Here is a 24,445-nt window from a genome sequence, read left to right as displayed (position 1 = left end):
CAGTGGAGAAGAGTCAGCCATGAAAACACGTTCCGGCGCGGGACCGAAGGTCCTCTTCCTGGGTTTCACCATTCCCGACGAACAACTGCTCGCGTTGGGGCGCTCGGCCGCTGCCGCGAGCACGCAGACACACAATCTCGCGTGGAGCATCGTCTCTGGGTTAGGCGAGAACGGTTGCGACATCTTCTTGTTGTCAACCCTCCAGCTCGCGAGCTATCCCCTCAACGCGAGGATCCTGGTCCGGGGAGGAAGGTTCCGTACACGCGGGATCGACGGGCGGACCCTGGGTTTTGTGAACCTTCATCTCGCCAAGCAGGTAAGCAGATTGGCCGGTTGCCTGCTGTTCGGGATCGGCATGCTGAGGCCGGAACGCTGCGACGTCCTCCTGATCCACGGCGTTCATCAGCCGTTCCTGTGGTTCGGCCGGCTGGCCCGCCGGCTGCGCGGTATCCCTGTTGTGGTGCTGCTCACCGACCGGCCCGGCGTCGTCCTCAGCGACGACGGCGCCGTTCTCAGATTCCTCCGGCGCGTTGACACGGCCCTCGCCCGCCGGGCGCTGCGGCGGATGGATGGCGCGATCTGCGTGACGGAGGCGATCGGGCAGGAGTTCGCGCCGGCGAGCCGGCATCTGGTCATGGAAGGGGTCGTGAATCCACGGCTTTCAGCGCTGCCCGTGACGCAGGAGAGGGGCCGGCCACCCGGCGCGCCGTTTGAGGTCGCATATGCCGGCACGTTACTGGAGGAGTACGGCGTCGGCCGACTTGTCGAAGCGGTGCTCGCGGTGCCAGAGGACATCGTGGTGCATATCTACGGCGCGGGCCCTCTGGATGGCTGGATCCGGCAACGCGCGGCCGAGAGTGAGCGGATCCGCTTTCACGGAGCGCTGCCCCACGAGGAGCTCATACCAGCACTCGGTCGGGCGCATCTTCTGGTCAACCCGCGCCCGGCCGACCAGGACTTCGTCAAGTATTCCTTTCCGTCAAAGCTGATCGAGTACATGGCCCTCGGGCGCCCTGTCCTCACGACGAGACTTTCGGGCATTCCGGAGGAGTACGACGACAAACTGCTCTTCGCCGATGACGACAGCACCGAAGGACTGGCCAAGTCGTTGTCCGAGGCGGCACAGCTGCCGGCAGGCAAACTTCGGGAACTGGCCGAGACTGCCCGGGATTTTGTGGTGACCGAAAAGAGTGTGAGCCGGCAGGGGCGACGGATCGCGGACTTCTTCGACGAGCTGACCCGTTCACCACGATGACGTTGCTGATCCCGCGGCACGACGTGGTTGCCGCTCGTCCGCCGAAGCTTGGTAGTGGCCGATCGAGGCACCCGGGCGCAAGCGGAGCTTCCTGGGTGTTGGCTGGCGTGGCCGCGGCGGCGAGTGTCGCGCCGCCGGTCGCGACGATCGGCGGCGCGGTGGTCGGCGCCTTGATCCTGCTGATGCGCCTTCCCCGGCTTCGCCTCGGAGCTCCCGACCTCCTCGCCGCTGCGCTGTGCGTTCTGGCGGCGCTGTCCATCGTGTGGGCGCTCGACCCGTTGACGACCTGGTACACCGTGCGCGGCCTGCTCGCCTCGATGGCGATCTTCTTCGCCGTACGGGCCGTGATCACCCACCGGAGGCCGTTGGTGGTCGTCGCGTGGGGCTATCTGGTCGGTTGTATCGCGGCCGTGGGCGTCGTGCTTCGGGAGAATTCCGGCGCGGAGTTCGCTCTGACGCTGTCCTCAGACCGTTACGGAATAGCCGGCGTCAACGTCAACAATCTCGCCTACGCCCTCGCGACCGGTGTCGTGATCGTGGTCCTCCTGTGGCGGATTCACGAGGCGGCAGCCCGCTGGGTGAAGGTGCTCCTGATCGGCGCGGCGGCGGCGATGACGTTCGGGATCATCCAGTCGGGGTGCCGGGGCGCGCTGATCGGTGTTGTCGTGACGATCGCCTGGCTTCCCGCACAAAGGTTGGTCCGGCGCTCGGGCATCACCGTTCTGTGCGTCGGCATCTCCCTGATTGCCGGTGTCCTCTCGAGCGGAATCGGTACGACGTGGCTGGTCGCGCTTGATGCGATGTCCGTACGCTCCTCCGGCGATCTCACGTACCGCCTGATTCTGTGGCCACTCGCGCGGCAGACCTTCGGCGAGAACTGGCTGCTGGGTATTGGTGCGGGCGGCTTCAGTTCGCTTCCGCCGTTGTGGCTCGGTGCACACAACGTGGTGCTCGAGATCGGTAGCGGGCTTGGAATCGTCGGCCTGGCGATCTTCGTCGCCGTCATCGGAGCGTCCCTCGTCACGAGCACCCGCCTGGCGCCAGATCGCGGCCTGGTCGTCGGATCCTTGTTGGTCTGCTGGACCCCGATGTGGTTGTCCGCGCACTGGGAACTCGAGCCGGCATTATGGCTCGTGCTGGCGGTGTTCTCCCGGATCGCTGTCCTGGCCCCGGCTCAGGTGGCCGGTGAACGTGCCGAAGGCAGCGCCCTCCGGTAGCCGATCAGCGCGCAGGGCAATGCGGTCAGCAGGTAGGTCACCACTCCGGCGAACGGAACGGCGGCGAGCCCCAGGTGGGTGGCGGCGTACCACTTGGCGCCGATGGAGCAGACCAGATAGAGCGTCCAGCCGACCAGCTGCGGCCCGATGACGCCCGAGGCGTTCTGCACCATGAAACGGGGCGAGATGGCGGCGAGGAGTACGTACCACGCGGTCAGTCCTGCCAGCAGCCACCGATCTGATCCGATCGACAGCCCAAGCACACCGGCCAGCACCTCGCCACTGAGCACGAGGACCATCGACGGAAGGAGCACCACGCCCACCGACACAAGCGTCATCCGCCGGGTGATCCGTCGTACCCAGTCAAGCTGTCCTTGCGCCAGGGCGTCGCCGTGCGCCGGCCACAACGGAAGATTCACCAGGGAGGCCAGGAGGCCAAGCTGGGCGAACAGCTTCGCCGGAACCGCATAGGCGGTGACGGCTGGCAGGCCGAGGGCGTGCGCGATCACCAGGGTGTCGGCGTTGCTCGCCAGGGACACGACCAGAGTCAGGACCAGCAGCCGCCCGCTCAGCCGGAGAAGGTCCCACCTGAGCCCGCGGTGGTGGCCACGCCGCCAGGGCGCGAGCTCGGGCATCCGCCGAGTGAACACCCAGAGAGTGTTGAGAGCGTTGGCCAGCGGCGCGGTCGAGACGATGACCGCGACCACCACGATGGGCGAGAGATCGGCGAAGATCGCGACCAGGGCGAGGGGCAGGGAGCAGAGCGTTCCGGCCGACTGCCACAGGTTGCTCTGGGCCACCTGCTGATAGGCGTACTGCACGCGGGCGACCAGGGAGAGCGGGACGTTCAGGATGAACGCCGTGAGGCAGACCAGGGCCATCGCGAGGGCGTCGTCAGCGGTGGCCGAGCCGGTCGCGTTGAAGACGGACGACCATGAGATGACGCCAGAAGCCAGCCACAGCAGGACGCAGCTCGCGACCGCCACCACGGTCAGGATCTCGTACGCACTCGAGATGTACGCCCGCGCCCTCTCCGTTTCCCCATTCGAATAACAGGGTGCGAGTTTGGTCATCAGGCCGTAGCCGATTCCGAGATCCGCGAACGCCGCCATTCCGGTGACCGCGGTCGCTGCCATCCACAGGCCGTAGTAGTCGGCGCCGAAGTACGACAACGTAATGGGAATGAGCGCGATCGGCGCGACCACACCGATGCCGCGACTCACCACCGACGAAGCGATCCCGGCGAACAGATTCCTACCCCGGCTCTGATGTGGCGGCCCAGCCTCTCCGCTGATCGGCGGGGGCGTGCTCGTGGCCGCGTCGCGACTCAACCTGTCCTCCGGGAAACCTCACCTTGGAGCGAACTGCTCTGTAGCTGGATACTTCCCGGTCGCGCGGCTGCTATCCGGAATAACGTTTGTCGAGGCAGCCGAATCTCGCGACGTAGTGCCAGACTCGCTTGAGCGGCTGTTCGTCATAGCGACGCGTACGAGCAGCGGCGCCGATGATCCGAGCGTCGAGATATCCGTCGCGCGCCAACTCTCGGCCGAGGTCCACGAACTCCTGGCCGCGAAACTCCGGATGCTTCTCCAGGACGTCGACACTCAGCCGGAATCCTCGATGCCATTCCACCGCACACGGCAGGGCGCCCGCGATCTCCTCGATCTCCGTGCCGCGATAGCACGGGTCGAGGACGACGGCCTCGACGTCTCGTGCGAGTTCCAAAGGCCCGTGGACCTGGGCCTCGATGTAGTCGTCGAGGAAATCCCGGCCGGCGCTGTCCGCCTTCTCGATCAACGCCATCCGGGACCCCACGCCGAAGTCCACCTGCTCGATGTAGCTGTCCGGGAAGCAGAAAGTCGTACGCGTTAGTACGTCGGCAGCGAGTCGAAGGTGGGCCGAGCCGAACCGCGGCGAGCCACCGAAGTCCCGCCCGCGGAAGTTGAGCGCGCCATACTTCGGGCGCTCTCGAGCGGGGGCATCGTCGTACGCGCCACCGAAGATCCGGCTCTCCCAGCGCCATCGGTCGCCACCCGGATGTGCGCTGAGGCCGCCGTTGCTGGTGCCGGTCTCGAACTGCGAACGATAGATCCCGTCACGTGCCAGCGCGCGGAGCACCACCACCGCAGCACGCTCACCCGTGCCGCGGGACGGGTCGATCCGATCAGGGTGGAAGTTGAGGGTGACCCGCAGCGACGGATCCAGCGGGTCGCCGGTGGACCGGGCGGTGACGTGGTCGAGCGCCCGCTGCTGGGGAGAGCGCCAATCCTGGCGTGACACCCGCCCCAGTGTGCCGGACACCACCGAGGGGGCGGGCGACCGAACCGCCTCAGGTTCGGGATGGATACTGGCCATCCGGTCGCACATGGAACGCTGCCAACGGAACTTTCGGCCTAATCCGGACGTAGCAGAGTCGGGTGCCCGGGCGAAGCAAGCCCCGGCGGAACTCGCAGCGAGGTCAAGGAGGCGACGTGGGCGCGGACCGGAGTGAACGGCGGCGGGAGAAGGTCGAGGCGCTGCAGGCCGAGCAACGACGGGCCGAACGCCGGCGCAACGCCGTCATCTCGGGCGCAGTGGCGGCCGCGTTCGTCGCCGTCATCGCGGCGGTTTTCGCGCTCAACGCCTTCCAGTCCCGCGACGAGGGCGGGTCTGCTGGCTCGGCCGGCGCGACAGCGGACTCCCGCCTGGTCAGGTCCGACAGCCACCGCCTGTCGACGGCCAAGGACGGCAAGGTGACGCTGGTGGAGTTCCTCGACTTCGAATGCGAGGCCTGCCGGGCGGCGTACCCCGTCGTTGAACAACTCCGCGAGGAGTATGGCGACCGGGTGACCTTCGTGGTTCGGTATTTCCCGATTCAAAGCCATTTCAATGCTGAGCGTGCCGCCCGTGCGGTCGAGGCGGCTGCGCGGCAGGGTAAGTTCGAGGCGATGTACCAGCGGATGTACGAAACGCAGGCGCAGTGGGGCGAGCAACAGGTCCCGGCCGACGCGACGTTCCGGGGCTTCGCTCGCGATCTCGGTCTCGACCTGACCGCGTGGGACGCGACGTACAACGACCCGGCGACTCTCGAGCGGATCCGCAAGGATGCCGCCGACGGTGAGGCCCTGGGAGTGCGGGGCACACCGACGTTCTTCCTGAACGGCGAACTCCTCGAACCCAGCAGCATCGAGGATTTCAAGGGAGCTATCGATGCCGCACTCGCCAAGTAGGGCCACGTCGCCCACTGACGAAGAGGCGGCCTCGCGCACGGCTCACGGCTCGACGGCTGACAGCGGGGCAGGACGTGACCCGGCCAGCGTGGACGCCGAAGGGTCGGTCGGTCGGGCTGGTCCGTTTCCGCGGCTCTTGCCCTGGCTTCTGCTGATCGGTGGGTTCATCGGCCTGGCCGCGGCATTCGACCTCACCGTCGAGAAGATCGAACTCCTCAAGAATCCCGCCTACGTGCCGAGCTGCAGCATCAACCCGGTCTTGTCCTGTGGCTCGGTGATGACCAAGCCCCAGGCCGAAGTGTTCGGGTTTCCCAACCCGCTGATCGGTATCGCGGGGTTCGGCGTCGTGGTCGCTGTGGGCGCCGCACTGCTCGCTGGTGCCAGGTTCAGACGGTGGTTCTGGATCGGCCTCCAAGTCGGCGTGACGTTCGGCGCGGTGTTCGTACACTGGCTGATCTTCCAGAGTCTGTATCGCATTGGCGCGCTCTGCCCGTACTGCATGGCCGTGTGGGCGGTCACCATCCCGATCTTTTGGTACACCACTCTGCACAACCTCGTTCAGGGTCACCTCCTGCTGCCGGGGCCGGCTCGGCGCGCCGCCCGCGCACTCGCCAGCTATCACGGGGTGGTTCTCACCTGCTGGGCGATCGTCGTGATCGGCCTGATCGGCCTGCGCTTCTGGGACTACTGGAGCAGCCTGCTCTGAGCTGTCGCTGGCCGGGACGAACCGCTGGTGACCTGCTGGCCCGGATCGCGATGAGCTTGTGAGAAATCGCCGGTCGGTCGCGAGAGATCAGTAGGCTGCCGCGCATGAAACCGGAGATTCGCGAGCGCGTTCTGCTGGCGTGTGGTGTGGTCGGCCCGGCGCTGTTTGTCCTCGTTTTTCTCGTCGAGGGTGTGACCCGCCCGAATTACGACCCGCTACGGCATCCGGTGAGCTCGCTCGCGCTCGGAGAGACCGGCTGGACACAGGTCGTCAACTTCCTGGTCACCGGAGCGTTGATACTGGCGTTCGCGATCGGGCTTCGACCCGCCATCCGGAGGTACGACGGCGGCATCTGGGCCCCGCTGTTGGTCGGCCTCGTCGGGGTCGGCCTGATCGGTGCCGGGGTATTCGTCACGGACCCGATCGGCGGCTATCCACCGGGCTCTCCCCTGGTGCCGGAGGGGACCGTCAACGGCGCGTTGCATGACGCGTTCTCGTTGCCTGTCTTCACGGCGTTGCCGGCCGCCTGCTTCGTGGTCGCCTACCGGTTCGCGCGGTCTGGGCGGCGGATGGGATGGGCGGTCTATTCGGTCCTCACCGCGGTCGTGTTCATGACCTGTTTTGTCCTTGCCTCGTTTGGTTTCTCGCGCCAGTCTGCGTTCGTGCCGGTGGGCGGACTCTTCCAGCGCCTGGCGATCATCGTGGGGTTCGCGTGGATCGGCGCTCTGGCCGTGCACCTACTCCGGCCAACGCGTGAGCCGTCGCGATGATCCGAACCTGATCAGCCGATAGAGCAGAGAGAGCATCCAGGCCGGCAGAGTCGCGTGGGGATCCGCCGCGCGACCCTGCCAGCCTGCTCGCCTGGCCTGGGTGGCATCAGCTGTACATCGGCTTGCCGGTTTCGAGCAGCGTCTTGAGGTCGCTGAGGACCTGGCTCCAGCCACCACCGGCGCCCTCGAGCTCGCCCGCTATCTGCGCCGCAGTTTGCGGTGCGCCCTGCAGGTCGTGGATCAGCGTCAGCTTCGTGATGCCGCCCGGCTCCTCTTCGAGCTCGTAGGTGAGGCGGGTGAAACCTTCGCCAGTCCAGACGGCTCGCCAGGTCTGGACCAGCTTGCGCGGCGGGTCGACCTCCACCACCTCGCCGTCGAGGATGTTGTCGGGGGCGCCGTGCTCCTTCATCGCCTCGCTCGCCTCGCATTGGAATGCACCACCGGGCCGCAGGTCGTAGCTCACCGGCGCCTGATAGCCGTACTTCTTCGACCACTCGGGAGTGGTGATCGCCTCCCAGATCGCCTCTGGCGTCGCCTTGATATAGACGCGGTACACCTGGTGAGTGGTGATGTTCTCAGTCATCCTTCTTGCCCTTCTCTTCCAGCTCGGTCTTGAGATCAACGAGCGCCGCTATCTGGCGTTCGGTGTATTTGTCGATCCATCGGTCATGGATGAGGCGGATCGGCACCGGATTGAGGAAATGCAACTTCTCCCTGCCCGACCGCCGGGGGACAACAAGGCCCGCCTCCTCGAGGACCCGAAGGTGCTTCATGACGCCGAAGCGGGTCATCTCCAGTTCCGACTCGAGTTCGGTGAGCGTGCGGCCGTCACGCGCGAAGAGCAGGTCGAGGAGGAACCGCCGTGTCGGGTCGGCCAGCGCCTTGAAGACCCGGTCGTCGTCGGAGCCCCTGTCGTCGGTTGCCACGCCAGCGAGAATACGTGACCGAAAGGTCACATGTCCAGCCACCGCAGGCCCAGAACACCGCGCGCGTGGGCCGGCCCAGGCGGTGACACAGCGTCAGGGGCTGCGGGTTGTCGGTGGGACGTCTTACGGTGGGCCCGTACCCCCGGTACGAAGCGCTGGTCGGGGGTGGAAAGGACACGATCCGCCGATGACCAATCACCTCACCACTGAGGTCACCGATCGGGACGCGCCTGAGCAGCAGTCGGGCACGCTCGAGTCCGGGGAGTTGGAGGGCCGGCTCGAGGAGCACCGAGTCGAGCTGACCAGTCACTGCTACCGCATGCTGGGATCAGGCTTCGAGGCCGAGGACGCCGTCCAGGAGGCGTACCTCCGGGCGTGGCGAAGCTTCGACAGCTTCGAGGGGCGGGCCGCCCTGCGGTCGTGGCTCTATCGCATCGCGACCAACGTCTGCCTCGACATGCTCAACAGCCGGCAGCGGCGCGCCCGGCCGATGGACCTCGGTCCGTCGAGGACGGAGATCCAGGCGCCGATCGGCGCCCCCCTGCCCGAGACCACCTGGATCCAGCCGATGCCCGACGGTCAGATCCTGTCGACCGACGGTGACCCGGCCGAGGTCGCCATCGCGCGCGAGACCGTACGCCTGGCGTTCGTGGCCGCGCTCCAACACCTGCCGCCCCGGCAGCGCGCGGTCCTCATCCTTCGGGAGGTCCTGCGCTGGCAGGCGAGCGAGGTCGCTGATCTGCTCGGCACCACCGTCGCGTCGGTCAACAGCGCACTCCAGCGGGCCCGCGCCACGCTCGCCGCCAGCGGCGTGACGGCCAGCGGCTCACCTCAGGTCGAGGACGAAAGCCTGCGGGAGTTGGTCGCGGCATACGTCGACGCGTTCGAGCGGTACGACCTTGATCGCCTGGTGTCCCTGCTCCACGACGACGCCACCATGTCGATGCCGCCGTACCCCCTGTGGCTGCGCGGTCCGAGCATCATCCGCGACTGGATGCTCGGCCCTGGCCATGGCTGCCATGGGTCGCGCATGATCCCGCTGGCGGCGAACGGCTCTCCGGCGTTCGCCCAGTATCGCCATGACGGGCCCGACGGCACCTACACGCCGTTCGCGATCCAGGTGCTGGAGATCTCCGACGGCCGGATCACGGGCATCAACGCGTTCCTCGACACCGAGCAACTCTTCCCCCTCTTCGGCCTACCGCCCTCGCTCCCGGCCTGACCAGAGCGGAAGCGGTCGGCCCCGTAGCCTCACGCGATCCGGCCGTAGTCGCCTGGCGACCACGCGAGGGTGGCGAAAATCTGGATCGCCGCGGACTGCTCGAGTGTCTCCGGGCGGTACGACGGGTCGTAGTCGCCGCCACCTGAGGGCGGGAACCGGAAGAGACCGAGGTCCGGGTCCCGGTTGCCGTCCCAGATGTGGGTGGCGTAGCGGGTGATGACGTCGCGATACGCCCGGTCGTGTGCGACCGAGTCCAGCAGAAGCAGGTTCTTGAAGAGGATGGCGTTGAAGATCGCCGGTTGGTCGAAGTATCGGTCGCCTTCGGTCCAGTAGCGGATCGCGGCAGTCGCGTCCTCACGGGCGTACGTGCGGTACCTGCTTATGCCGGTGCTGCGATACAGCAGTGTTCCCGCGCCGATCATCGCGCCGGAATTGTAGGTCCAGAGAGTCTTGTTGATCGTCCCGTCGATGCCGATGTCGTTCCAGTACAAGCCTTCCGGCGAACGCAGGCAGGAGTGGTTCCATCCGTAGAGGCGCTCCGCCCATTCACGGTAGGTCGCCTGCCTGGTGTATTCGTACAGATGAGCGGCCAGCTGCGCGGCGAGACCAGTCACGTTCGCGGCTCGGATGTCGATCCAGTCGGCGTCCACCCACCGCATGCCGCCAGGGCACGGCAGGGTCGGGTCGGCATTCCAGGCCCGAGCCACCACGTCGAAGGCCGTTCGGGCATCGCGGAGCAAGGCGGGGTCGCGGGTGGCGGCGAACTGCCGGACGAGTTCGAGGCCGACTATCGCGTTGTCGTCGAAGAAGATGTCGCCGCCACCACCAATCGGCGGCGGAAGGTACGACAGATAGCCGGGACGGTCGTTCCAGGAGCCCCAGTAGTGCCGCAGACTGTCGAACCGGCGGGGTACGTCAGCCCGGTAACGGCGCGCCAGGCTTGGAATTCCCGCCATGTCGATCGTCGCAGCGGTGGCCTCGCGGAACGGCCAGAGGTAGGAGTATGCGTTGTCCCCGGTTTGTTTCGGGTACTTCTCGAGGTAGAGGTCGGGTTGCTCGGGTCCGAGGTACAGATAGGTCTGCAGTGCGTCGTAGGACAGTTCGGCGCGCCGCGCCCACTGGTCCCGGCTGGTGCTACCAGCCTGGACCGGTGTCGCCTCCGCTCGACCTCCGAGCGGTGCCGCGAGGGCGGCCGCTGTCGCGACGAGAACGCCACGTCGTCCCAGGTGCTTGCGCATGGCTGGCTCCCTGTTCTCGGGTCGGATGGTGCGGAACCTCAACGGGTGTGCGGATGTGCGTCCGTGTCAGGAACGCCCGCACTGGTGTCCCACCTGATGTCGGGGTCGGGGACCGGGATGGAGCTGATCAGCAGTTTCGAGTACTCGTGTTGGGGATTGTCGATCACCTGCCGAGTGTCGCCCCGCTCCACGACCGCGCCGCGGTAGAGGATGCAGATGTCGTCGCCGATCTGGTACGCCGTGCTCAGATCGTGGGTGATGTAAAGGAACGAGATGCCGTGCTCGTCCCGCAGCCGAAGCATGATGTCGAGGATCATCGCCCGCAATGACGCGTCCACCATCGACACCGGCTCGTCGGCGACGATCAATCGCGGTTTGAGGAGATACGCGCGGGCCATCATCATCCGCTGCCGTTGACCTCCGGACAGCTGGTGCGGGTGCTTGTCGAGGACCTCCTCGCCGCGCATTCCCACCACCCGCAGAGCGTCCTCGATCAGCTCCCGCGCCGCCCGCGCGTTGCTGGCCAGCCGGAACCGTTTGATCGCGACATCGAAGACGTGCCTGATCCGATAGAACGGGTTGTAGACGCCGAAGGGATCCTGAAAGATCGCCTGTACCTCGCGCCGGTAGGCGAGTTGTTGATTCCGGTCGAGGGTCCGCAGATCCTTACCGCGATAGCGGATCTCCCCGTGGGTGAGCGTGGTGAAGCCCAGTATCGCGTCTGCCAACGTCGTCTTGCCGCTACCGCTCTCGCCGGCGATCGTCGTGATCGTTGCCGGGTCGCCCGGGACCACCAGATCGACCCCGGAAAGGGCAGTGGTGGACTCGCCGGACTTCGCGTAGACCTTCGTGGCCTGGCGTACGTCGAGCAGGGGTTCAGGCATGACTGATCACCACGCCCTCGTCACCGGCCTCCGGGATCGCGGCGAAATGGCCTGTTGACACCTCGCTCAGGGCCGGCGTCGGCCGGGGCGTACGCGGGTCCGGTCTCCTGAGATCCTTCACCACAAGGGGTTTGCGCTCCCGGATTGACGGGATCGACGCGATGAGATGCCGGGTGTACGGATGGTGCGGGTGCCGGAAGAGATCGCGCACCGGACCGATCTCGACAATGTTGCCGGCGTACATCACCGCGATCCGGTCGACGAGTTGAGCCTGCAGGGCCATGTCGTGGCCGATCAGAACCATCGAACTCCCCAACTCCGCCTTCACCGTCAGCAGCGTCTGCGCCACTGTGCGCTGGACGACCACGTCGAGTGCGCTGGTCGGCTCGTCCGCGATGATCAAGGAAGGCTCGAGTGCGATCGCCATCGCGATGCAGATCCGCTGCTTCATGCCACCGGAAAGCTCATGCGGGTAGAGGTCATACACCCGGGCGGGCAGGTTCACCAGGTCCAGCAGTCGCAGGACGCGTTCCTTGAGTCGCCTGCGGGGTTGCTTTCCTTCGTGGGTTTCGATCACGTCGCGGATCTGGTCACGGACGCGGAGCACCGGGTTGAGGGAGTTCATCGAGCCCTGCGGCACGAGCGCCAGCTCCCGCCAACGCCGGCGGCGGAGCGCTGCCTCGGGCATCGCGAGAATGTCCTCACCCTTCACCGACACTGATCCACCGACCACGCGGCCCGGTGGAGAGGTGAGCCGGAGTACGCCCATCGCCACCGTGGACTTGCCCGAGCCCGACTCACCCACCAGTCCGAGCGTCTCGCCCTCGGCCACGCTGAAGCTGACGCCGTTGACCGCGATGACGTCCCCATGTGGCGTGGAGTAGTGCACCCGCAGGTCGCGTACGTCGAGGATCGGCCGCCCTCGCCGGCTGCGCTCACTTCGTTCGCTCATGCACGTCCTCGCTTCGCTGCGGGCGCGCACGAGGCTCTTTCGGCGCTGTGTTGGATGGTTCGCTCACTTCGTTCGCTCATCCGCGCACCCCCCGCAACCGCGGGTTGACAACCTCGTCGAGGCCGATCGCGACGAGGAACAGCCCGATGAAGATGACCATCAGGACGATCGTCGGAGTGCCCCACCACCACCACATGCCCCGGAGGATCGCGGACCCCTGGATCGCCTGGGAAACCGTCATGCCCAGTGTCGGGATACGTTGTGGGCCGAGCCCGAGCGCCTCCAGCCCCACCGCTGCGAGGATGCCGCCTGACGCGGAGCCGATGAAGCTCGCCGCGAGATACGGCAAGAGGTTCGGCATCATCTCCCGGAACATGATGTGCGGCGTCGGGAGCGCCGTCAGCCTGGCCATGCGTACGTAGCCCTGCTCCCGCATCGACAGGACCTGGGCGCGGATCACCCGGGTCGGACCGGCCCAGGCCAGCAGCGCGACGATCAACGACATGGTCGTGACGTCCATCTGGCGTACGTACGCCGAAATGACGATGAGGATCGCGAGCGAGGGAATGGTGAGCGCGGTGTCGGAAAGCGTCCGGATCACGGCGTCCACGGCGCCGCCCAGGTAGCCGGCGGCGAAGCCGAGAACGATGCCGATGACCATGCTGGTGATGCCGACGATGAGACCCACCTGCAGGGTCATGGGTCCGCCGACGATGAGCAGCGCGAGTAGGTCACGTCCGCTGCTCTCGGTGCCCAGGGGATGAGCCATCGTCCCGCCAGGAACCCAGAACGGCGGCAGGTTGAGGGGTGAGCTGGCGGCCCTGGCCAGGGTCACGTCCCAGAGAATCAGACCGATCAGAGTCAGGACGAGGACCAGCGCGACCATCACCAAACCCGCGACCAGCTTCGGGTTGAGCCACGGCGAGGTGGCCTGGCGTTGCCCGGACGCCTGCTGGGTCAGGGTGATCCCGGCCATAGGTCACCTCCTCTCGTAGGTGATGCGCGGGTCGAGCAGCGGATAGATCAGGTCCACGATGAGGACCGCCGTCACCGTCGTCAGGATGAGGATGAAGACGATTCCCTGGATGACGGTGAAGTCAGAGTTCGTGATGCCCTGATAGAGAAGCGCGCCCATGCCGGGATAACCGAAGAGGTATTCCACCAGGACCGTCCCACCCACGATGCCGCCGAGGCCCAGGACCAGAGCCGTGACCTGGGGCAGGATCGCATTGCGGACCTCGTACCGGAAAAGAACATCCAGCGGCCGTAGACCCTTCGCGCGTGCCAGGGTGAGGTAGTCCTCGCCCGCGACCGTGACCATCATCCCGCGCATACCGAGGGCCCAGAATCCCATGCTGGCAAGGACGATCGACATCGCCGGCAGCGTCCCGTGCTGGATGACGCTGTTGATGAAGGCGAAATCGAAGCCGGGCGTGAGATCGTTGCGGTAGCCGCCGGAGACCGGGAACAGCCCGAGAGCGAATACGAAGACGTACACCAGGACGATGCCAAGGATGTAGAAGGGAATCGCGGTGAACGTCAGCGAGACGGGCAGGAACCACCGCAGCAACCGTGGTGTACGCCGCCACGCCATCAGCGCGCCGATCAGCGTTCCGGCCAGGAAGGTCAGCACGGTCGAGATCAGGAGCAGACCGATCGTCCACGGCATCGCCCTGCCCACCATCGCGCCTACCTCGGTGGGGAACTGCGCGAGCGAGTAGCCGAAGTCGAAGGTCAGCATCCCACGCAGATAGCGGAGGTACTGCACCAGCAGCGGATCGTCGAGCCCGAACCTCTGCCGCCACGCGGTGATGAGCGCCGCGCTGCCCTCGACCCGTCCGGCCTGCGAAGTCAGCCGGGTGACCATGGCCGAGACCGGATCGCCGGGCGCCAGCCGCGGGATGAAGAACATCACCGTCGCGCTCGCCCAGATGGTGAAGAAGAACATCCCCACGCGTCGGATGACGTACCCGAGACTGAGCCCTCGCATTGTTTCGCTCCCTTCCCACCGGCGACCGGCACATGTCCTCAGCGAGCGGGGCGAAGGCTGTGGATGATCTTGTGGGCATTGGCCCAGTCCAAGGTCGGCTGGAGGTAGTTGTTCTCACTCGTCGCCCAGCCGGTCCACGACCGGGTGTCGAAGGCGTAGAGCTTGCGGGCGTGGGCGATCGGGAGGAACGGCAACTCCCGCAGCCAGATCCGGGCCGCGGCAACGAAGGGACCCTCGATCCGCTTGTCACCCAGGGGAAGGTTGGCCAGGGCGTCGACGTGCTTGCTGTACTCCGCGTTCTTCCAGCGAACGGCGTTGGACTCCGACGGCTTGCCCATCGGAACGACGAACCTGGCGTGGAAGAGGTTCATCGACAACCACGGCTCGGTCACCGAGCCGCAGGCCGACCAGTCGGTGACCGCGTCGAATCGACCGTTTCCGAGGTTGTCTCCCCAGGTGGCGATCGCGAGTTTGCGGACCGTCGCGTTGATGCCGGCACGCTGGAGCTGCTCGCCGATCACCTCGGCATAGCGCCAGATCTCGATGAAATCGGTCGGAGCGTCGATCTGGAGGCGCAACTCCTTGCCGCCCTTGCGATAGAAGCCATCCCCGGTGCGGGTGTATCCCTTTGACTCGAAGATCTGCTTGGCCTTGTCGGGGTCGTGGGTGAGGATGGGGTACTCCTCGAAGAGCCCCTCCGACTCCAGAAGGTTGACGTACTCCTGGACGGCGGGGTAGTTCGGGTAGAAGAACCTCGCCGGAGTGGTCGTTCCTTCGTAGGCGATCCTGACGATCTCCTCGCGGTCGATCGCGTAGTTGAGCGCCCAGCGCATCTCCCGGTCGTTCCATGGCGCGATCGCGTTGTTGAGACTCAGCAGCCGGGTGCAGGGATCGCTCCACGCGTACGGCTTCTCGGGCAGCCAGGAGATGACGTCCTTGTTGCGGGCCTTGAGGCTTTCGAACGCCCCGGCGGTGAGGTCGGCGACGCTGTGCAACTGGTGATCGGTGGCGCGGGCGACCCTGATGTCCTCGGTCTCGTTGACGATCCACTCCAAGCGTTCCGGCTGGGGTAGTGGCTTGAAGTCCGCCTTGGCGCCCCACCAGTCACCGCGCCGGGTGTAGACGAATCTCGTCGGGCTGGCAGAGGAGAGCTGGTAGGGGCCGGTGAAGACCGGCCAGTTCTGCTTCTTGTCGTAGTTCTTGAACGTCAAGGGATCCTTGCCACGCCAGATGTGCTCCGGCACGACCACCAGGCTGCTGTGGATCTTGACCGAGAAGTAGTCCAGCTGGAATCTCGGGTTGGGTTTCTTGAGGGTGAACTCGACGGTGGTCTTGTCGACCTTCCGCACCTTGTCGACCCACTCCTGCATCGGAGCGGCGTTGTTGAGCTCGGCGTTCTTGAGCAGGACCTCGATGGTGAAGACGATGTCGTCGGCGTCGTAGGCCTCGCCGTCCGACCAGGTGATGCCGTCCTTGATCGTGAGCGTCCACACGTCGAGCGTGTCGTTGGAGGTGAAGCTCTCACCGAGCCAGGGCTCGATCTCACCGCTTTCGTAGTTGAGGATGAACAACGGTTCGGCGAGGGCCTGGTGGAAGCCGGCGTTGTTGGTGAAGCCGCTGACGAGCGGGTTCCAGAGATCGGGCGACTGGACCCGACCGCCGTGGTGGTCGAGCAAGAGCGTCTTGACGTCCTGCTCGCTCTCACCCGCAGGATCCGAGCGGGAGCCTTCGCAGGCCGCGAGCAGGCTCGCCACGGGGGCGACGGACATCCCCGTGAAAGCGGCGTTCCGCAGCAGTGCCCGCCGCGAGAGTCCCCCGGTCGTGGTGGTGTCCTTGGCCCCCGATGTGTTGATGCCGTCGGTCATCGGTCAACCCCTCATTTCGCGACCGCCTCCGACGGGTCGAAGGGACCCGTCGCGACCTGGCCGTGTCCAGACGCTGCGAGGTATCGATAACGTGCTGTCCGGGTGTGACGGTGCTACCAGATGGAGAACCCCGGACGCTTCTCGTGAGGAATGTTCTACCGCACGAACGCCTTCCTGTGTTACGTCTCGGGTGGCCAGAATTGACCCCGGCGACGATGGCTGTGGACGCGACGGTTGGGTGCGCTACGCATGGTGTCGATACCACGGGCGTACGCTGATCCGGCGCGGCGCACCGTCCGCGCGACGGGTCAAGACGAAGTCGGACCGAGCGGAGCCGGGCCGAGTGCGAAGGGGAGTGGGCCGTGGACGAGGGCGGTCCCGCGCCGCGCAGGCCGGCCACGATGCGGGACGTGGCTGAGTACGCCTCCGTCAGCCCGATGACGGTGTCGCGCGTGCTGCACGACGATCCCCGCGTGTCACCGGTAAACCGCGAGCGCGTCCTCGCCGCCGTGAAGGCGTTGGGTTACCGACGTAACGAAGTGGCCCGCAACCTCCGCCTGGGGCGGACGAGCGGCCTCATCGGCCTGGTGGTGACGAACCTCGCCAACCCGTTCTACTCGCAGTTCGCGCTCGGAGTGGAGTCGGTCGCCGGTGAGAACGACCTGAAGGTGGTGCTCGCCAACACCGATGAGGACGCCGAACGCGAACGCCAACTCGTCAAGGAACTCATCGCTCGCCGCGTCGACGGCATGATCGTCGTACCCGCCGGCAGCGACCACGCGCACCTCGACCCGAAGGCGGCCGGCTCCGTCCCGGTCGTGCTCGGTGCCCGACCCCCGGCCGGCCCGGAGATCGACTCGGTGCTCGTCGACGACTTCGGCGGCGCACGCGAGGCCACCGCCGCGCTGGTGGCGGCGGGCCACACCAGAGTGGGTTTCCTCGGGCTGCCCCCGTCGGTGTGGACCAGCGCCGAGCGGTTCCGCGGGTTCTGCGTCGCGCTCGAGGAAGCTGGCCTCCCGCTCGACGAGCGCTACGTCCGGCGCCAACAGCGGACCATCCCGGCCGCGGAGGAGGCGGCCCGCGACCTGCTCCGCCTCCGCCGCCCGCCGACCGCGTTGTTCTGCGCGAACAGCCGCAACACGCTCGGCGCCATCCGGGCAACGCGCCAGCTCGCGCCCGAGACCACGCTGGCGGGGTTCGACGACTTCGAGTTGGCCGACGTGCTCGGCGTTCCACTGATCGTGGTCGCCTACGACCCGCGCGAGCTCGGACGGCAGGCCGCCGGGTTGCTGGTCCAGCGCCTGTCCGCACCCGCTGACCGGGCGCTCGACCTCCTGACGCGCCGGATCGTCGTTCCCACGAAGGTCGTGCGGTACGGCATGTCCTGACTACGGGGTACGGCATGTCCTGACGGGTGAAGTGGCGAAGGTCCCCGGCAACCGTGACCGCTCGGCCCTTCGCCGACCGGGCGGCATTCGGATCCGATGAGAACGGGATGAACGACGGGGAGCTGCCCAACCGGCTCCTGAACCCCGCCGGATCAGCGAGCGGGCACGGGCGTTTCCGCGCGACACGTCCCGATTGGTATGGGCAGACAGCGAGGGGGGCGAACACCACGATGACCACGGCACGCGACATCATGCACACCGGCGCCCAATGTATCGGGGAGCACGAGAACCTCCAGGAAGCCGCCAAGAAGATGCGGAACCTGGACGTCGGTGCGCTGCCCATCTGTGGTGACGACGACCGGCTGCACGGCATCATCACCGACCGCGACATTGTGCTGAAAGCGGTGGCCGAGGGGCGCGACCTGACAACGATGACAGCCGGCGAACTCGCCCAGGGCAAGCCGTTCACCGTCGAGGCGAACGCCGACGTCCGGCAGGTGCTGCAGTTGATGGAGGACCACCGGATCCGCCGGCTCCCCGTCATCGACAACCACCGGCTCGTCGGCATGATCAGCGAAGCAGACCTGGGCCGCAACCTGTCTGAGGAGCAGGTGGGTCACTTTGTCGAGGTGGTCTGCGGCGCCAAGGTCTGACCAGCCGGGCGGGTCAGGCTCCAAGGCCCAACCGGGGGTGGTGGTCCGGCGTGGAGGGTGCGCGGATCGTTGTCGGCGTGGACGGTTCCCGGGCGAGCGCTGCGGCGTTGCGCTGGGCGGCCGAAGAAGCCGAACGCCTCGATCTCCCGGTTGACGCGGTGTTCGCCGCGCCGCACCCGGCCAGGCCCAACCACGACCGAGCGCAGGACCGAGCCGCGGACCGAGCGCAGGACGAGCAGGACCAGGAGGTACTCGAGGCCGCGGTCGAGGTGGCGCTGCCGCCGCCGCACCCGCTGCGCCAGCGGGTGTTCCGGGAGGTCCTGCGCGGCACACCGTTCGACGTCCTCACCGGCCGGTCCAAGGGCGCCGACCTTCTGGTACTCGGCCACGCTCTCCGTCAGGGTCCGTCGCCTCCCGCGATCGTGGTGGAGTGCGTGGCCAGCGCCGAGTGCCCGGTGGTCGTGGTACCTGAGGTCCTGGTACCTGAGATCGGCGCGGACGTCACGGCACCCGGCGCGGAGGTGGCGGCGGCCGGCACGCTTGCCACCCCTGGAGCGGCGCCACCCGCGCTCGGTGAGCGCCCTGTCCGTGACGTGATGACGACGCGGGTGATGGGTGTCCTCGGGACGACCGGCCCCGAGGCGGCGCTGTTGTTGATGGGGGGCGCCGGCGTCCGCCACCTGCCGGTGATGGATCGCGGCCGGTGCGTGGGGTTGCTGCACCAGACTGACGTGGTCTGGGAACTCGCCGCGGCGTCGCCGCACCGGCGGCCGCTGGTCGCGGCTGACCTCGCTCGCCGCCCGCCGGCGGAGGTGTCCCCGGCGCGCAGCCTCAGCGGAGCGGCCGAGGAGATGCTGAGGAGCCGGGACGACGCGGTGCTCGTCACCGAGGAGGAGCAGATCGTCGGGATCCTCACCACCACCGATCTTCTGGCGTTGCTCGCTCCGGGCGAGGGCCGACGGTGACGACGCCACGGAACGCCGGAACCGACGAGCCGCAGGGCGTCCTCGTGGTGGGTGTGGACGGATCCGCGGCGACCCGGAGGGCGCTCGCCTGGGCGGTCCAGCAGGCGCGGCGTACCCACCGCGTCGTGCACGCGGTGTCGGTGTGCTCGCTCACGCCACCGCCAACAGCAGATGCCCTGCCCGCGCCGCCGGCTCCACCGGAGGAACTCGACGCACTGAGCCAGGCACACGAGGACCTGCTCGACACCGCGGTACGCCGGGCCGCGCCGGAACGCCAGGGCGTCGTTGTCCACCAGTCGGTCATCTACGGCGAACCCGGCCCGACGCTGTGCGCGATGGCCGGCAAGGCGAGCGCGCTGGTCGTCGGCAGCCACGGGCGCGACCCCGGGTCGCCCAGCTGCCTCGGCTCGGTCAGCTCGTACTGCGTGTGCCACGCCCGCTGCCCGGTGGTCGTGATCCCGTTCCGCTAGGTTCGTTCCATGCGAGTCGGTGTGATGCTCCCGATGGGTGCGCTGTCCGCGCCCGGCGTTCCGCAGCCCTACTCCGAGCTTCGGGCCCTTGCCCAGAAGGTCGAGTCGAGCGGACTGGACACGGTGTGGGTCTACGACCATCTCCTCGGTGGCGGTCCCGAGGAGGCCATCGAGTCGCCGTGGGAGGCCTGGACCGTCCTGACCGGGCTGGCCGAGGCGACGTCGACGGTTCGCCTTGGCGCGCTGGTGTTCTGCACCGCGTTCCGGCCGCCCGCGGTGTTCGCGCGGATGGCTGACACCCTGCAGGACATCAGTGGCGACCGGCTGATTCTCGGGCTCGGCGCGGGGTGGCACCAGCCGGAGTTCGACGCTTTCGGCATCCCCTTCGACCACCGGGTCGGGCGGTTCGAGGAGGCGACGGAGATCCTCACCCGGATGCTGCGGGATGGCCGGGCGACCTTCGAGGGGCAATACCGCCAGGTCACCGACGCGCCGGTCCGCGAGCGTCCCGGCCGGGTACCACCGACGATCCTGGTGGCGGCCAAGTCGCCGCGCATGCTGGCGCTGACCGCGCGGTACGCCGACTCGTGGAACCTCGCGTGGTACGGCGATCCAGATGACGCGTTCCGGGAGGCCAACCGCGCGCTCTCCGAGGCGTGCACCGCGGCCGGCCGCGATCCGGCCACCCTCGAACGCACCGCCGGGATCCTGGTCGGCCACGACATCGAGCGGTCCCTGCCGGTTGATGCCGACCGGTTGGCGGAGGCGTTCGCCGCCTGGGAGGCCGAGGGGGTCGCGGAGCTGGTCTGCAGCCCGAACCCCTGCGACGCGGCGACCATCGAGGTGATCGCCGAGGCCCGCCGGCGCATTGGCTGACCAACTCCTGCCGTGACGACGTACCCCTGTGGGGGGAGGGCGAGATCGCCCTGGCGTGTGTTGTCGGTGAGTGACGGGCGTTCTTAGCGTCGCTGGTGAGCGGGGCACTCCGCCCCAGCACTCCGCGCCACGCGGCCCCACTCGTAGGAGTACGCGATGAGATTGAGCCGACGAGACCTCCTCCGGCTCGCCGGTAGCACCGCACTCGCCCTGCCCCTGGCCACCGCCTGTGAGCCCAACGGCGGCGCCTTTGGCGGCGGCCGTGGCGGCACCGGATCTGGTGGTAACCGGGTCGAGGTGACCTTCGACCAGCCGCTGGCCATCCCGCCGCTCGCGGAATCGACCATCCAGGCGGGCAAGCGGGCATTCGCGCTGGTCGCGAAGGCTGGACGGACGGAGTTCAGGCCGGGCCGGACCACCGACACCTGGGGCTTCAACGGCAGCCACCTGGGGCCGACCCTGCGCGCCAGGCGGGGTGAACAGGTGGTCCTGAACGTCCGCAACGAACTCGACGAGACGACGTCCGTGCACTGGCATGGCATGCACCTGCCGGCGAGCGCCGACGGCGGACCGCACCAGCCGGTGGAGCCGGGGCAGAGCTGGTCACCGAGTTGGCGGATCGACCAGCCGGCCACGACCCTCTGGTATCACCCGCACCCGCACGGCGAGACCGGCCGGCATGCCTACCGCGGGCTCGCCGGGATGTTCATCGTGGACGACGAGGAGGAGGCCGCGCTCGACCTTCCGCGGGAGTACGGCATCGACGACATCCCCGTCATCGTGCAGGACAAGCTGTTCGACGGGGACGGGCGGTTCGTCGAAGGTGAGCGCAGCCCGTCCGGGACTCTCGGCGACACACTCCTGGTCAACGGCACCCTGGGGCCCTATTACGAGGTCAGCACCGAACGCGTCCGGCTCCGGCTGCTCAACGCGTCCACCGCGCGTTCGTACTCCTTCGGTTTCGCCGACGACCGCCGCTTCGCCCTCATCGGCACCGACGGCGGGCTGCTGAGCGCGCCGTACGAAACCAACCGCATCCAGCTCACCCCCGCCGAGCGTGCGGAGATCGTGGTGTCGATGAAGCCGGGCGAACGGATCGTGCTGCGGTCGTTCCCGCACGACCTGGGTCTGCTGTTCGGCATCGGAAGGGTGACCGGGGGCGAGGACACCTTCGACGTGCTGGAGTTGCGGGCCACGTCATCCCTCTCGGCGTCCCCGGCGCTGCCCGCGCGTCTGGTCGACGTCCCGCGGATCGCGGAGTCGGAGGCGGGCACGACGCGGGCGTTCGCCTTGGAGTCCGACCATACGATCAACGGCGAGCGGATGCGCATGGACAGGATCGACGAGGTGGTCACCAACGGCACCACCGAGATCTGGGAGGTCGTCAACGAGGACGGGCTCCCGCACAGCTTCCATGTTCACGACGTGCAGTTCCAGGTCCTGAGTGTGGACGGAGCGGAGCCGCCGCCCGAACTCGCCGGGTGGAAGGACACGGTCTATGCGCCGCCCCAGGTGCCGATCAGGCTCATCATGAGGTTCACCGACTACGCCGACCCGAACGTGCCGTACATGTACCACTGCCACCTGCTCCTGCACGAGGACCAGGGAATGATGGGGCAGTTCGTCGTCGTCGAGCGCGGCCAGCGGCCCGGCGAGCTCCAGGACCACTCCCGCGGCCACTGAGGGACGGGGACCCCGCGGCGGGGCGCGTCGAGGAACGCGGCCGCTCAGGCCGAGCGCGCGGCCGTCTGCGCCCGGCGCCAGACTCTGCGGTAGGCGTCGAGACCGTCGCTGCTGAGCGGCGCGGTCGGCCCAGCCGTGATGGCCACGCGTTCGGGCGCCGAACCCCAGACGGGGACCCCCGCCTTCGACCACGTAGCCAGTGCGTCCTGGTAGCTACGGGTGAAGGTCCGGGCCGAGCAGATCACGAGCCCGCGCGGGGTGCTGGCGGGAACGATGTCGAGCACCGCCTCCACCCGCGAGGTCTCGATCCCGCCCACCCGGGTGGGCACCACCACGACGTTCGCCCGCGAGAGGGCCTTGGCGAGCAGGCGTTCGTGCGCGGGTGGGGTGTCGACGATGACGACGCCATCGGAAGCGGTCCGGTCAAGCGCCCTGGTGAGCAGGCGTTCGGTGGGTGCTTCGACGACGTCGATGCGTTGGAAGCGGTCGTCAGTCGCGTGCTCGACCCACTCCGCGGCGCTCGCCTGTGGGTCGGAGTCGACGAGGGTGACCGAGCGGCGGTTGGAACTCGCGAGCGCAGCGAGATAGACCGAGGTGGTCGTCTTGCCAACCCCGCCCTTCAGTGCAGCCGTTACCACGATCACCTGGATGACGTTACCCTGCCGAGGGCGTGTCGAACGACCCTTGACGAGCTCGATCTGCTGGAGTGGCGTTGCCGGTTCATGCCAGGACGACAGCGTGCAGCGGGAAGCCGACCAAGGTGGCCACCGGGCGGGTTTGAAGGATCGGTGGTCGATCACTAGAGTCGCCCCCCGGGGTCCTGCGTGGACGACTTGGTCAGCTCGGCCAGTCGTATGAGCAAAGGAAGGACCGCTGCTCGTGTCGAATCGCCGCAGACGTCCTCTGGGTCGCGCACTGCTCGCTCTCGGCACTGCCACGCTCGCCGTGGTCGCCGCGCTTCCGGGGTCGAGCTACGCCGAGCCTTCTCGCGACATCGATGAGGTCCGCAAGCAGGTCGACGAGCTGTACGAACAGGCCGAGAAGGTCACCGAAGAAGCCAACGAGCTCGATGACCAGATGGCGGCCAGCGCGCGCCGGCTCCGCAAGCTCAAAGGCGACGTCGACCGGCAGCAGAAGAAGCTCGACGCCATGCGCGCCACGATCGGCCAACTCGCCGCCGCCGAATACCGCACCGGCGGTTTCGACACCACCGTGCAGTTGCTCGTGGCAGACAACCCCGAGGAGTTCCTGGCGCAGATGAGCACGGCGAAGGCGTTCGCCGGCCAGCAGGGTGATCTCCTGCGCCAACTGCAGGCTGATCAGAAGCGCCTGTCCGAGCAGAAGGCCGCCCGCGAGGCTGAGCTCACCCGCTACCGCGAGGCCAAGGACACCGCCACCGCGCGCAAGAAGGCCGCCGACACGAACGCCAAGAAGGCCCGGCGCATCCTCAGCCAGCTCAGCGCCGAGGAACGCCGCCGGCTCGAGGCAGCGGAGGAGCGCCAGCGGGCCGAGGACCGTTCTTCCCGCGGTGACGAGCGGGTCCCGCTTCCGCCGCCGGGCAGTGGCCGCGGTGCGATCGTGCTGGCGTACGCCCAAGCCCAGCTCGGCGAGCCGTACGTCTTCGGCGCCGACGGTCCCAACAGCTGGGACTGCTCAGGTCTGACGATGATGGCCTGGCGTCAGGCGGGCGTCTCGCTCCCGCACTCCTCGCGCAAGCAGTACGCCGTCTCCGCCAAGGTCTCCCGCTCCAACCTCCGGGTGGGCGACCTGGTGATCTTCTACAGCGACATGCACCACGTCGGCATCTACGCCGGAAACGGCATGATCATCCACGCGCCGCGTCCGGGTAAGAGCGTCGAGTACGCGCCGATCGGCGAGATGCCCTACTACGGCGCCGTCCGCCCGGGATAGGGTCCCGCCACCCGGCCACCCCGCTGATCCAACCCCGAGTTGTCAGAGGTTTCTCGGCCTCTTAGCCGAGGTTCCTATGACAACACCGGAGGCGAATTCAGAACCTCTGGCGCCGAACACATTGCTGGATTCTGGGTGAAGCTCGCCGAATGTTAAGTAGATGCCCTCTTTTTGGCATCAGCTGAAGGTTTCGCGGCACGATATCGACGGGTCTGACCGTGATGTGGGGACAAGGCGGGCATTTGTCTCACATCGTGTACACCTT

The 24,445-nt window shown here is 67.5% G+C and carries 24 protein-coding genes; 13 read left to right on the top strand and 11 right to left on the bottom strand.

Features of this window, described 5'->3' with window-relative positions; all coding sequences use genetic code 11:
* The first annotated feature begins 19 nt into the window (after window positions 1–19).
* Window positions 20–1,255, top strand: a complete 1,236-nt coding sequence (locus tag B141_RS0131835) for a glycosyltransferase family 4 protein (protein WP_020579242.1) — start codon at window positions 20–22, stop codon at window positions 1,253–1,255.
* 95 nt (window positions 1,256–1,350) lie between these two features.
* A complete protein-coding gene (locus B141_RS0131830) occupies window positions 1,351–2,472 on the top strand; it encodes an O-antigen ligase family protein (protein WP_020579241.1) in 1,122 nt (373 codons plus the stop codon).
* Here the strand turns inward: B141_RS0131830 and B141_RS0131825 are convergent.
* Window positions 2,430–3,695, bottom strand: coding sequence for a lipopolysaccharide biosynthesis protein (locus tag B141_RS0131825; protein ID WP_020579240.1), 1,266 nt, complete (start codon window positions 3,693–3,695; stop codon window positions 2,430–2,432). The genes B141_RS0131830 and B141_RS0131825 overlap by 43 nt on opposite strands.
* A gap of 178 nt (window positions 3,696–3,873) precedes the next feature.
* Entirely contained in the window at window positions 3,874–4,752 is an 879-nt protein-coding gene (locus B141_RS0131820) for a DUF3626 domain-containing protein (RefSeq protein ID WP_040422920.1), read from the bottom strand.
* 191 nt (window positions 4,753–4,943) lie between these two features.
* Here B141_RS0131820 and B141_RS0131815 point away from each other — a divergent pair, with 191 nt between their 5' ends.
* The 3 genes from B141_RS0131815 (at window position 4,944) to B141_RS0131805 (ending at window position 7,157) form a co-directional block, all read left to right on the top strand.
* The gene (locus B141_RS0131815) at window positions 4,944–5,681 is read left to right on the top strand and encodes a DsbA family protein (protein WP_020579238.1); all 738 of its coding nucleotides are present in this window, start codon (window positions 4,944–4,946) and stop codon (window positions 5,679–5,681) included.
* Entirely contained in the window at window positions 5,662–6,387 is a 726-nt protein-coding gene (locus tag B141_RS0131810) for a vitamin K epoxide reductase family protein (RefSeq protein WP_084678658.1), read from the top strand. The genes B141_RS0131815 and B141_RS0131810 overlap by 20 nt, the downstream gene beginning before the upstream one ends.
* Window positions 6,388–6,491: 104 nt before the next feature.
* A complete protein-coding gene (locus B141_RS0131805; protein WP_020579236.1) occupies window positions 6,492–7,157 on the top strand; it encodes a DUF998 domain-containing protein in 666 nt (221 codons plus the stop codon).
* A gap of 106 nt (window positions 7,158–7,263) precedes the next feature.
* Here B141_RS0131805 and B141_RS51865 read toward each other — a convergent pair whose 3' ends face one another.
* Together B141_RS51865 and B141_RS51860 are read right to left on the bottom strand one after the other, a co-directional pair.
* A complete protein-coding gene (locus B141_RS51865) occupies window positions 7,264–7,740 on the bottom strand; it encodes an SRPBCC domain-containing protein (protein WP_020579235.1) in 477 nt (158 codons plus the stop codon).
* The gene (locus tag B141_RS51860) at window positions 7,733–8,083 is read right to left on the bottom strand and encodes an ArsR/SmtB family transcription factor (protein WP_020579234.1); all 351 of its coding nucleotides are present in this window, start codon (window positions 8,081–8,083) and stop codon (window positions 7,733–7,735) included. Before B141_RS51860 ends, B141_RS51865 begins: the two co-directional genes overlap by 8 nt.
* Before the next feature lie 187 nt (window positions 8,084–8,270).
* Between B141_RS51860 and B141_RS0131790 the strand changes: the two genes are divergently transcribed.
* On the top strand, window positions 8,271–9,305 hold the full coding sequence (locus B141_RS0131790) for a sigma-70 family RNA polymerase sigma factor (protein ID WP_020579233.1): 1,035 nt from the start codon (window positions 8,271–8,273) through the stop codon (window positions 9,303–9,305).
* Between the two features lie 29 nt (window positions 9,306–9,334).
* On the opposite strand, the gene B141_RS0131785 is transcribed toward B141_RS0131790, so the two are convergent.
* From B141_RS0131785 to B141_RS0131760, 6 genes are all read right to left on the bottom strand, one after another.
* The gene (locus B141_RS0131785; protein ID WP_020579232.1) at window positions 9,335–10,543 is read right to left on the bottom strand and encodes a glycoside hydrolase family 76 protein; all 1,209 of its coding nucleotides are present in this window, start codon (window positions 10,541–10,543) and stop codon (window positions 9,335–9,337) included.
* Window positions 10,544–10,581: 38 nt separating this feature from the next.
* Window positions 10,582–11,427 (bottom strand): ABC transporter ATP-binding protein, encoded by an 846-nt coding sequence (locus tag B141_RS0131780; protein ID WP_020579231.1) that lies wholly within the window; start codon window positions 11,425–11,427, stop codon window positions 10,582–10,584.
* Window positions 11,420–12,379 (bottom strand): ABC transporter ATP-binding protein, encoded by a 960-nt coding sequence (locus B141_RS43895; RefSeq protein WP_020579230.1) that lies wholly within the window; start codon window positions 12,377–12,379, stop codon window positions 11,420–11,422. Before B141_RS43895 ends, B141_RS0131780 begins: the two co-directional genes overlap by 8 nt.
* 76 nt (window positions 12,380–12,455) lie before the next feature.
* Entirely contained in the window at window positions 12,456–13,355 is a 900-nt protein-coding gene (locus B141_RS0131770; RefSeq protein ID WP_020579229.1) for an ABC transporter permease, read from the bottom strand.
* Between the two features lie 3 nt (window positions 13,356–13,358).
* Window positions 13,359–14,369, bottom strand: a complete 1,011-nt coding sequence (locus B141_RS0131765; RefSeq protein ID WP_020579228.1) for an ABC transporter permease — start codon at window positions 14,367–14,369, stop codon at window positions 13,359–13,361.
* Window positions 14,370–14,407: 38 nt separating this feature from the next.
* Entirely contained in the window at window positions 14,408–16,234 is a 1,827-nt protein-coding gene (locus B141_RS0131760) for an ABC transporter substrate-binding protein (protein ID WP_020579227.1), read from the bottom strand.
* Between the two features lie 362 nt (window positions 16,235–16,596).
* On the opposite strand from B141_RS0131760, the gene B141_RS0131755 reads away from it, so the two are divergent.
* The 6 genes from B141_RS0131755 to B141_RS0131730 all read left to right on the top strand — a co-directional run bounded on the left by B141_RS0131755 (window position 16,597) and on the right by B141_RS0131730 (window position 22,269).
* Entirely contained in the window at window positions 16,597–17,622 is a 1,026-nt protein-coding gene (locus B141_RS0131755) for a LacI family DNA-binding transcriptional regulator (protein WP_020579226.1), read from the top strand.
* 53 nt (window positions 17,623–17,675) lie between these two features.
* On the top strand, window positions 17,676–18,275 hold the full coding sequence (locus B141_RS0131750) for a CBS domain-containing protein (protein ID WP_020579225.1): 600 nt from the start codon (window positions 17,676–17,678) through the stop codon (window positions 18,273–18,275).
* 50 nt (window positions 18,276–18,325) lie between these two features.
* Window positions 18,326–19,240 carry a CBS domain-containing protein gene (locus B141_RS46455; protein WP_020579224.1) on the top strand — a complete coding sequence of 305 codons (915 nt, stop codon included), beginning with the start codon at window positions 18,326–18,328 and terminating at the stop codon, window positions 19,238–19,240.
* On the top strand, window positions 19,237–19,710 hold the full coding sequence (locus tag B141_RS0131740; RefSeq protein ID WP_020579223.1) for a universal stress protein: 474 nt from the start codon (window positions 19,237–19,239) through the stop codon (window positions 19,708–19,710). The genes B141_RS46455 and B141_RS0131740 overlap by 4 nt, the downstream gene beginning before the upstream one ends.
* Before the next feature lie 9 nt (window positions 19,711–19,719).
* Complete coding sequence (locus B141_RS43885) at window positions 19,720–20,586, top strand: LLM class flavin-dependent oxidoreductase (protein WP_020579222.1); 867 nt, start codon at window positions 19,720–19,722, stop codon at window positions 20,584–20,586.
* 156 nt (window positions 20,587–20,742) lie between these two features.
* Window positions 20,743–22,269 (top strand): multicopper oxidase family protein, encoded by a 1,527-nt coding sequence (locus B141_RS0131730; protein ID WP_020579221.1) that lies wholly within the window; start codon window positions 20,743–20,745, stop codon window positions 22,267–22,269.
* A gap of 44 nt (window positions 22,270–22,313) precedes the next feature.
* On the opposite strand, the gene B141_RS0131725 is transcribed toward B141_RS0131730, so the two are convergent.
* Window positions 22,314–22,913 carry a ParA family protein gene (locus B141_RS0131725; RefSeq protein ID WP_026257733.1) on the bottom strand — a complete coding sequence of 200 codons (600 nt, stop codon included), beginning with the start codon at window positions 22,911–22,913 and terminating at the stop codon, window positions 22,314–22,316.
* A gap of 235 nt (window positions 22,914–23,148) precedes the next feature.
* Here B141_RS0131725 and B141_RS0131720 point away from each other — a divergent pair, with 235 nt between their 5' ends.
* Window positions 23,149–24,180: a C40 family peptidase gene (locus B141_RS0131720; protein WP_020579219.1), complete on the top strand. Its 1,032-nt coding sequence runs from the start codon at window positions 23,149–23,151 to the stop codon at window positions 24,178–24,180.
* Window positions 24,181–24,445: the final 265 nt, after the last annotated feature.

Source organism: Actinopolymorpha alba DSM 45243 (assembly GCF_000373925.1).
Lineage (GTDB): Bacteria > Actinomycetota > Actinomycetes > Propionibacteriales > Actinopolymorphaceae > Actinopolymorpha > Actinopolymorpha alba.
The sequence above is the reverse complement of the archived record's forward strand: the minus strand, read 5'-3'. Positions and strand labels throughout refer to the sequence as shown.

Excerpts from the sequence above, each read along its gene's own strand:
- B141_RS0131805 (WP_020579236.1), top strand. The coding sequence starts at position 6,492 with ATGAAACCGGAGATTCGCGAGCGCGTTCTGCTGGCGTGTGGTGTGGTC.
- B141_RS0131730 (WP_020579221.1), top strand. The coding sequence starts at position 20,743 with ATGAGATTGAGCCGACGAGACCTCCTCCGGCTCGCCGGTAGCACCGCA.
- B141_RS0131785 (WP_020579232.1), bottom strand. The coding sequence starts at position 10,543 with ATGCGCAAGCACCTGGGACGACGTGGCGTTCTCGTCGCGACAGCGGCC.
- B141_RS51865 (WP_020579235.1), bottom strand. The coding sequence starts at position 7,740 with ATGACTGAGAACATCACCACTCACCAGGTGTACCGCGTCTATATCAAG.
- B141_RS0131765 (WP_020579228.1), bottom strand. The coding sequence starts at position 14,369 with ATGCGAGGGCTCAGTCTCGGGTACGTCATCCGACGCGTGGGGATGTTC.
- B141_RS0131790 (WP_020579233.1), top strand. The coding sequence starts at position 8,271 with ATGACCAATCACCTCACCACTGAGGTCACCGATCGGGACGCGCCTGAG.
- B141_RS43895 (WP_020579230.1), bottom strand. The coding sequence starts at position 12,379 with ATGAGCGAACGAAGTGAGCGCAGCCGGCGAGGGCGGCCGATCCTCGAC.
- B141_RS0131835 (WP_020579242.1), top strand. The coding sequence starts at position 20 with ATGAAAACACGTTCCGGCGCGGGACCGAAGGTCCTCTTCCTGGGTTTC.
- B141_RS0131760 (WP_020579227.1), bottom strand. The coding sequence starts at position 16,234 with ATGACCGACGGCATCAACACATCGGGGGCCAAGGACACCACCACGACC.
- B141_RS0131770 (WP_020579229.1), bottom strand. The coding sequence starts at position 13,355 with ATGGCCGGGATCACCCTGACCCAGCAGGCGTCCGGGCAACGCCAGGCC.
- B141_RS43885 (WP_020579222.1), top strand. The coding sequence starts at position 19,720 with ATGCGAGTCGGTGTGATGCTCCCGATGGGTGCGCTGTCCGCGCCCGGC.
- B141_RS0131810 (WP_084678658.1), top strand. The coding sequence starts at position 5,662 with ATGCCGCACTCGCCAAGTAGGGCCACGTCGCCCACTGACGAAGAGGCG.
- B141_RS0131780 (WP_020579231.1), bottom strand. The coding sequence starts at position 11,427 with ATGCCTGAACCCCTGCTCGACGTACGCCAGGCCACGAAGGTCTACGCG.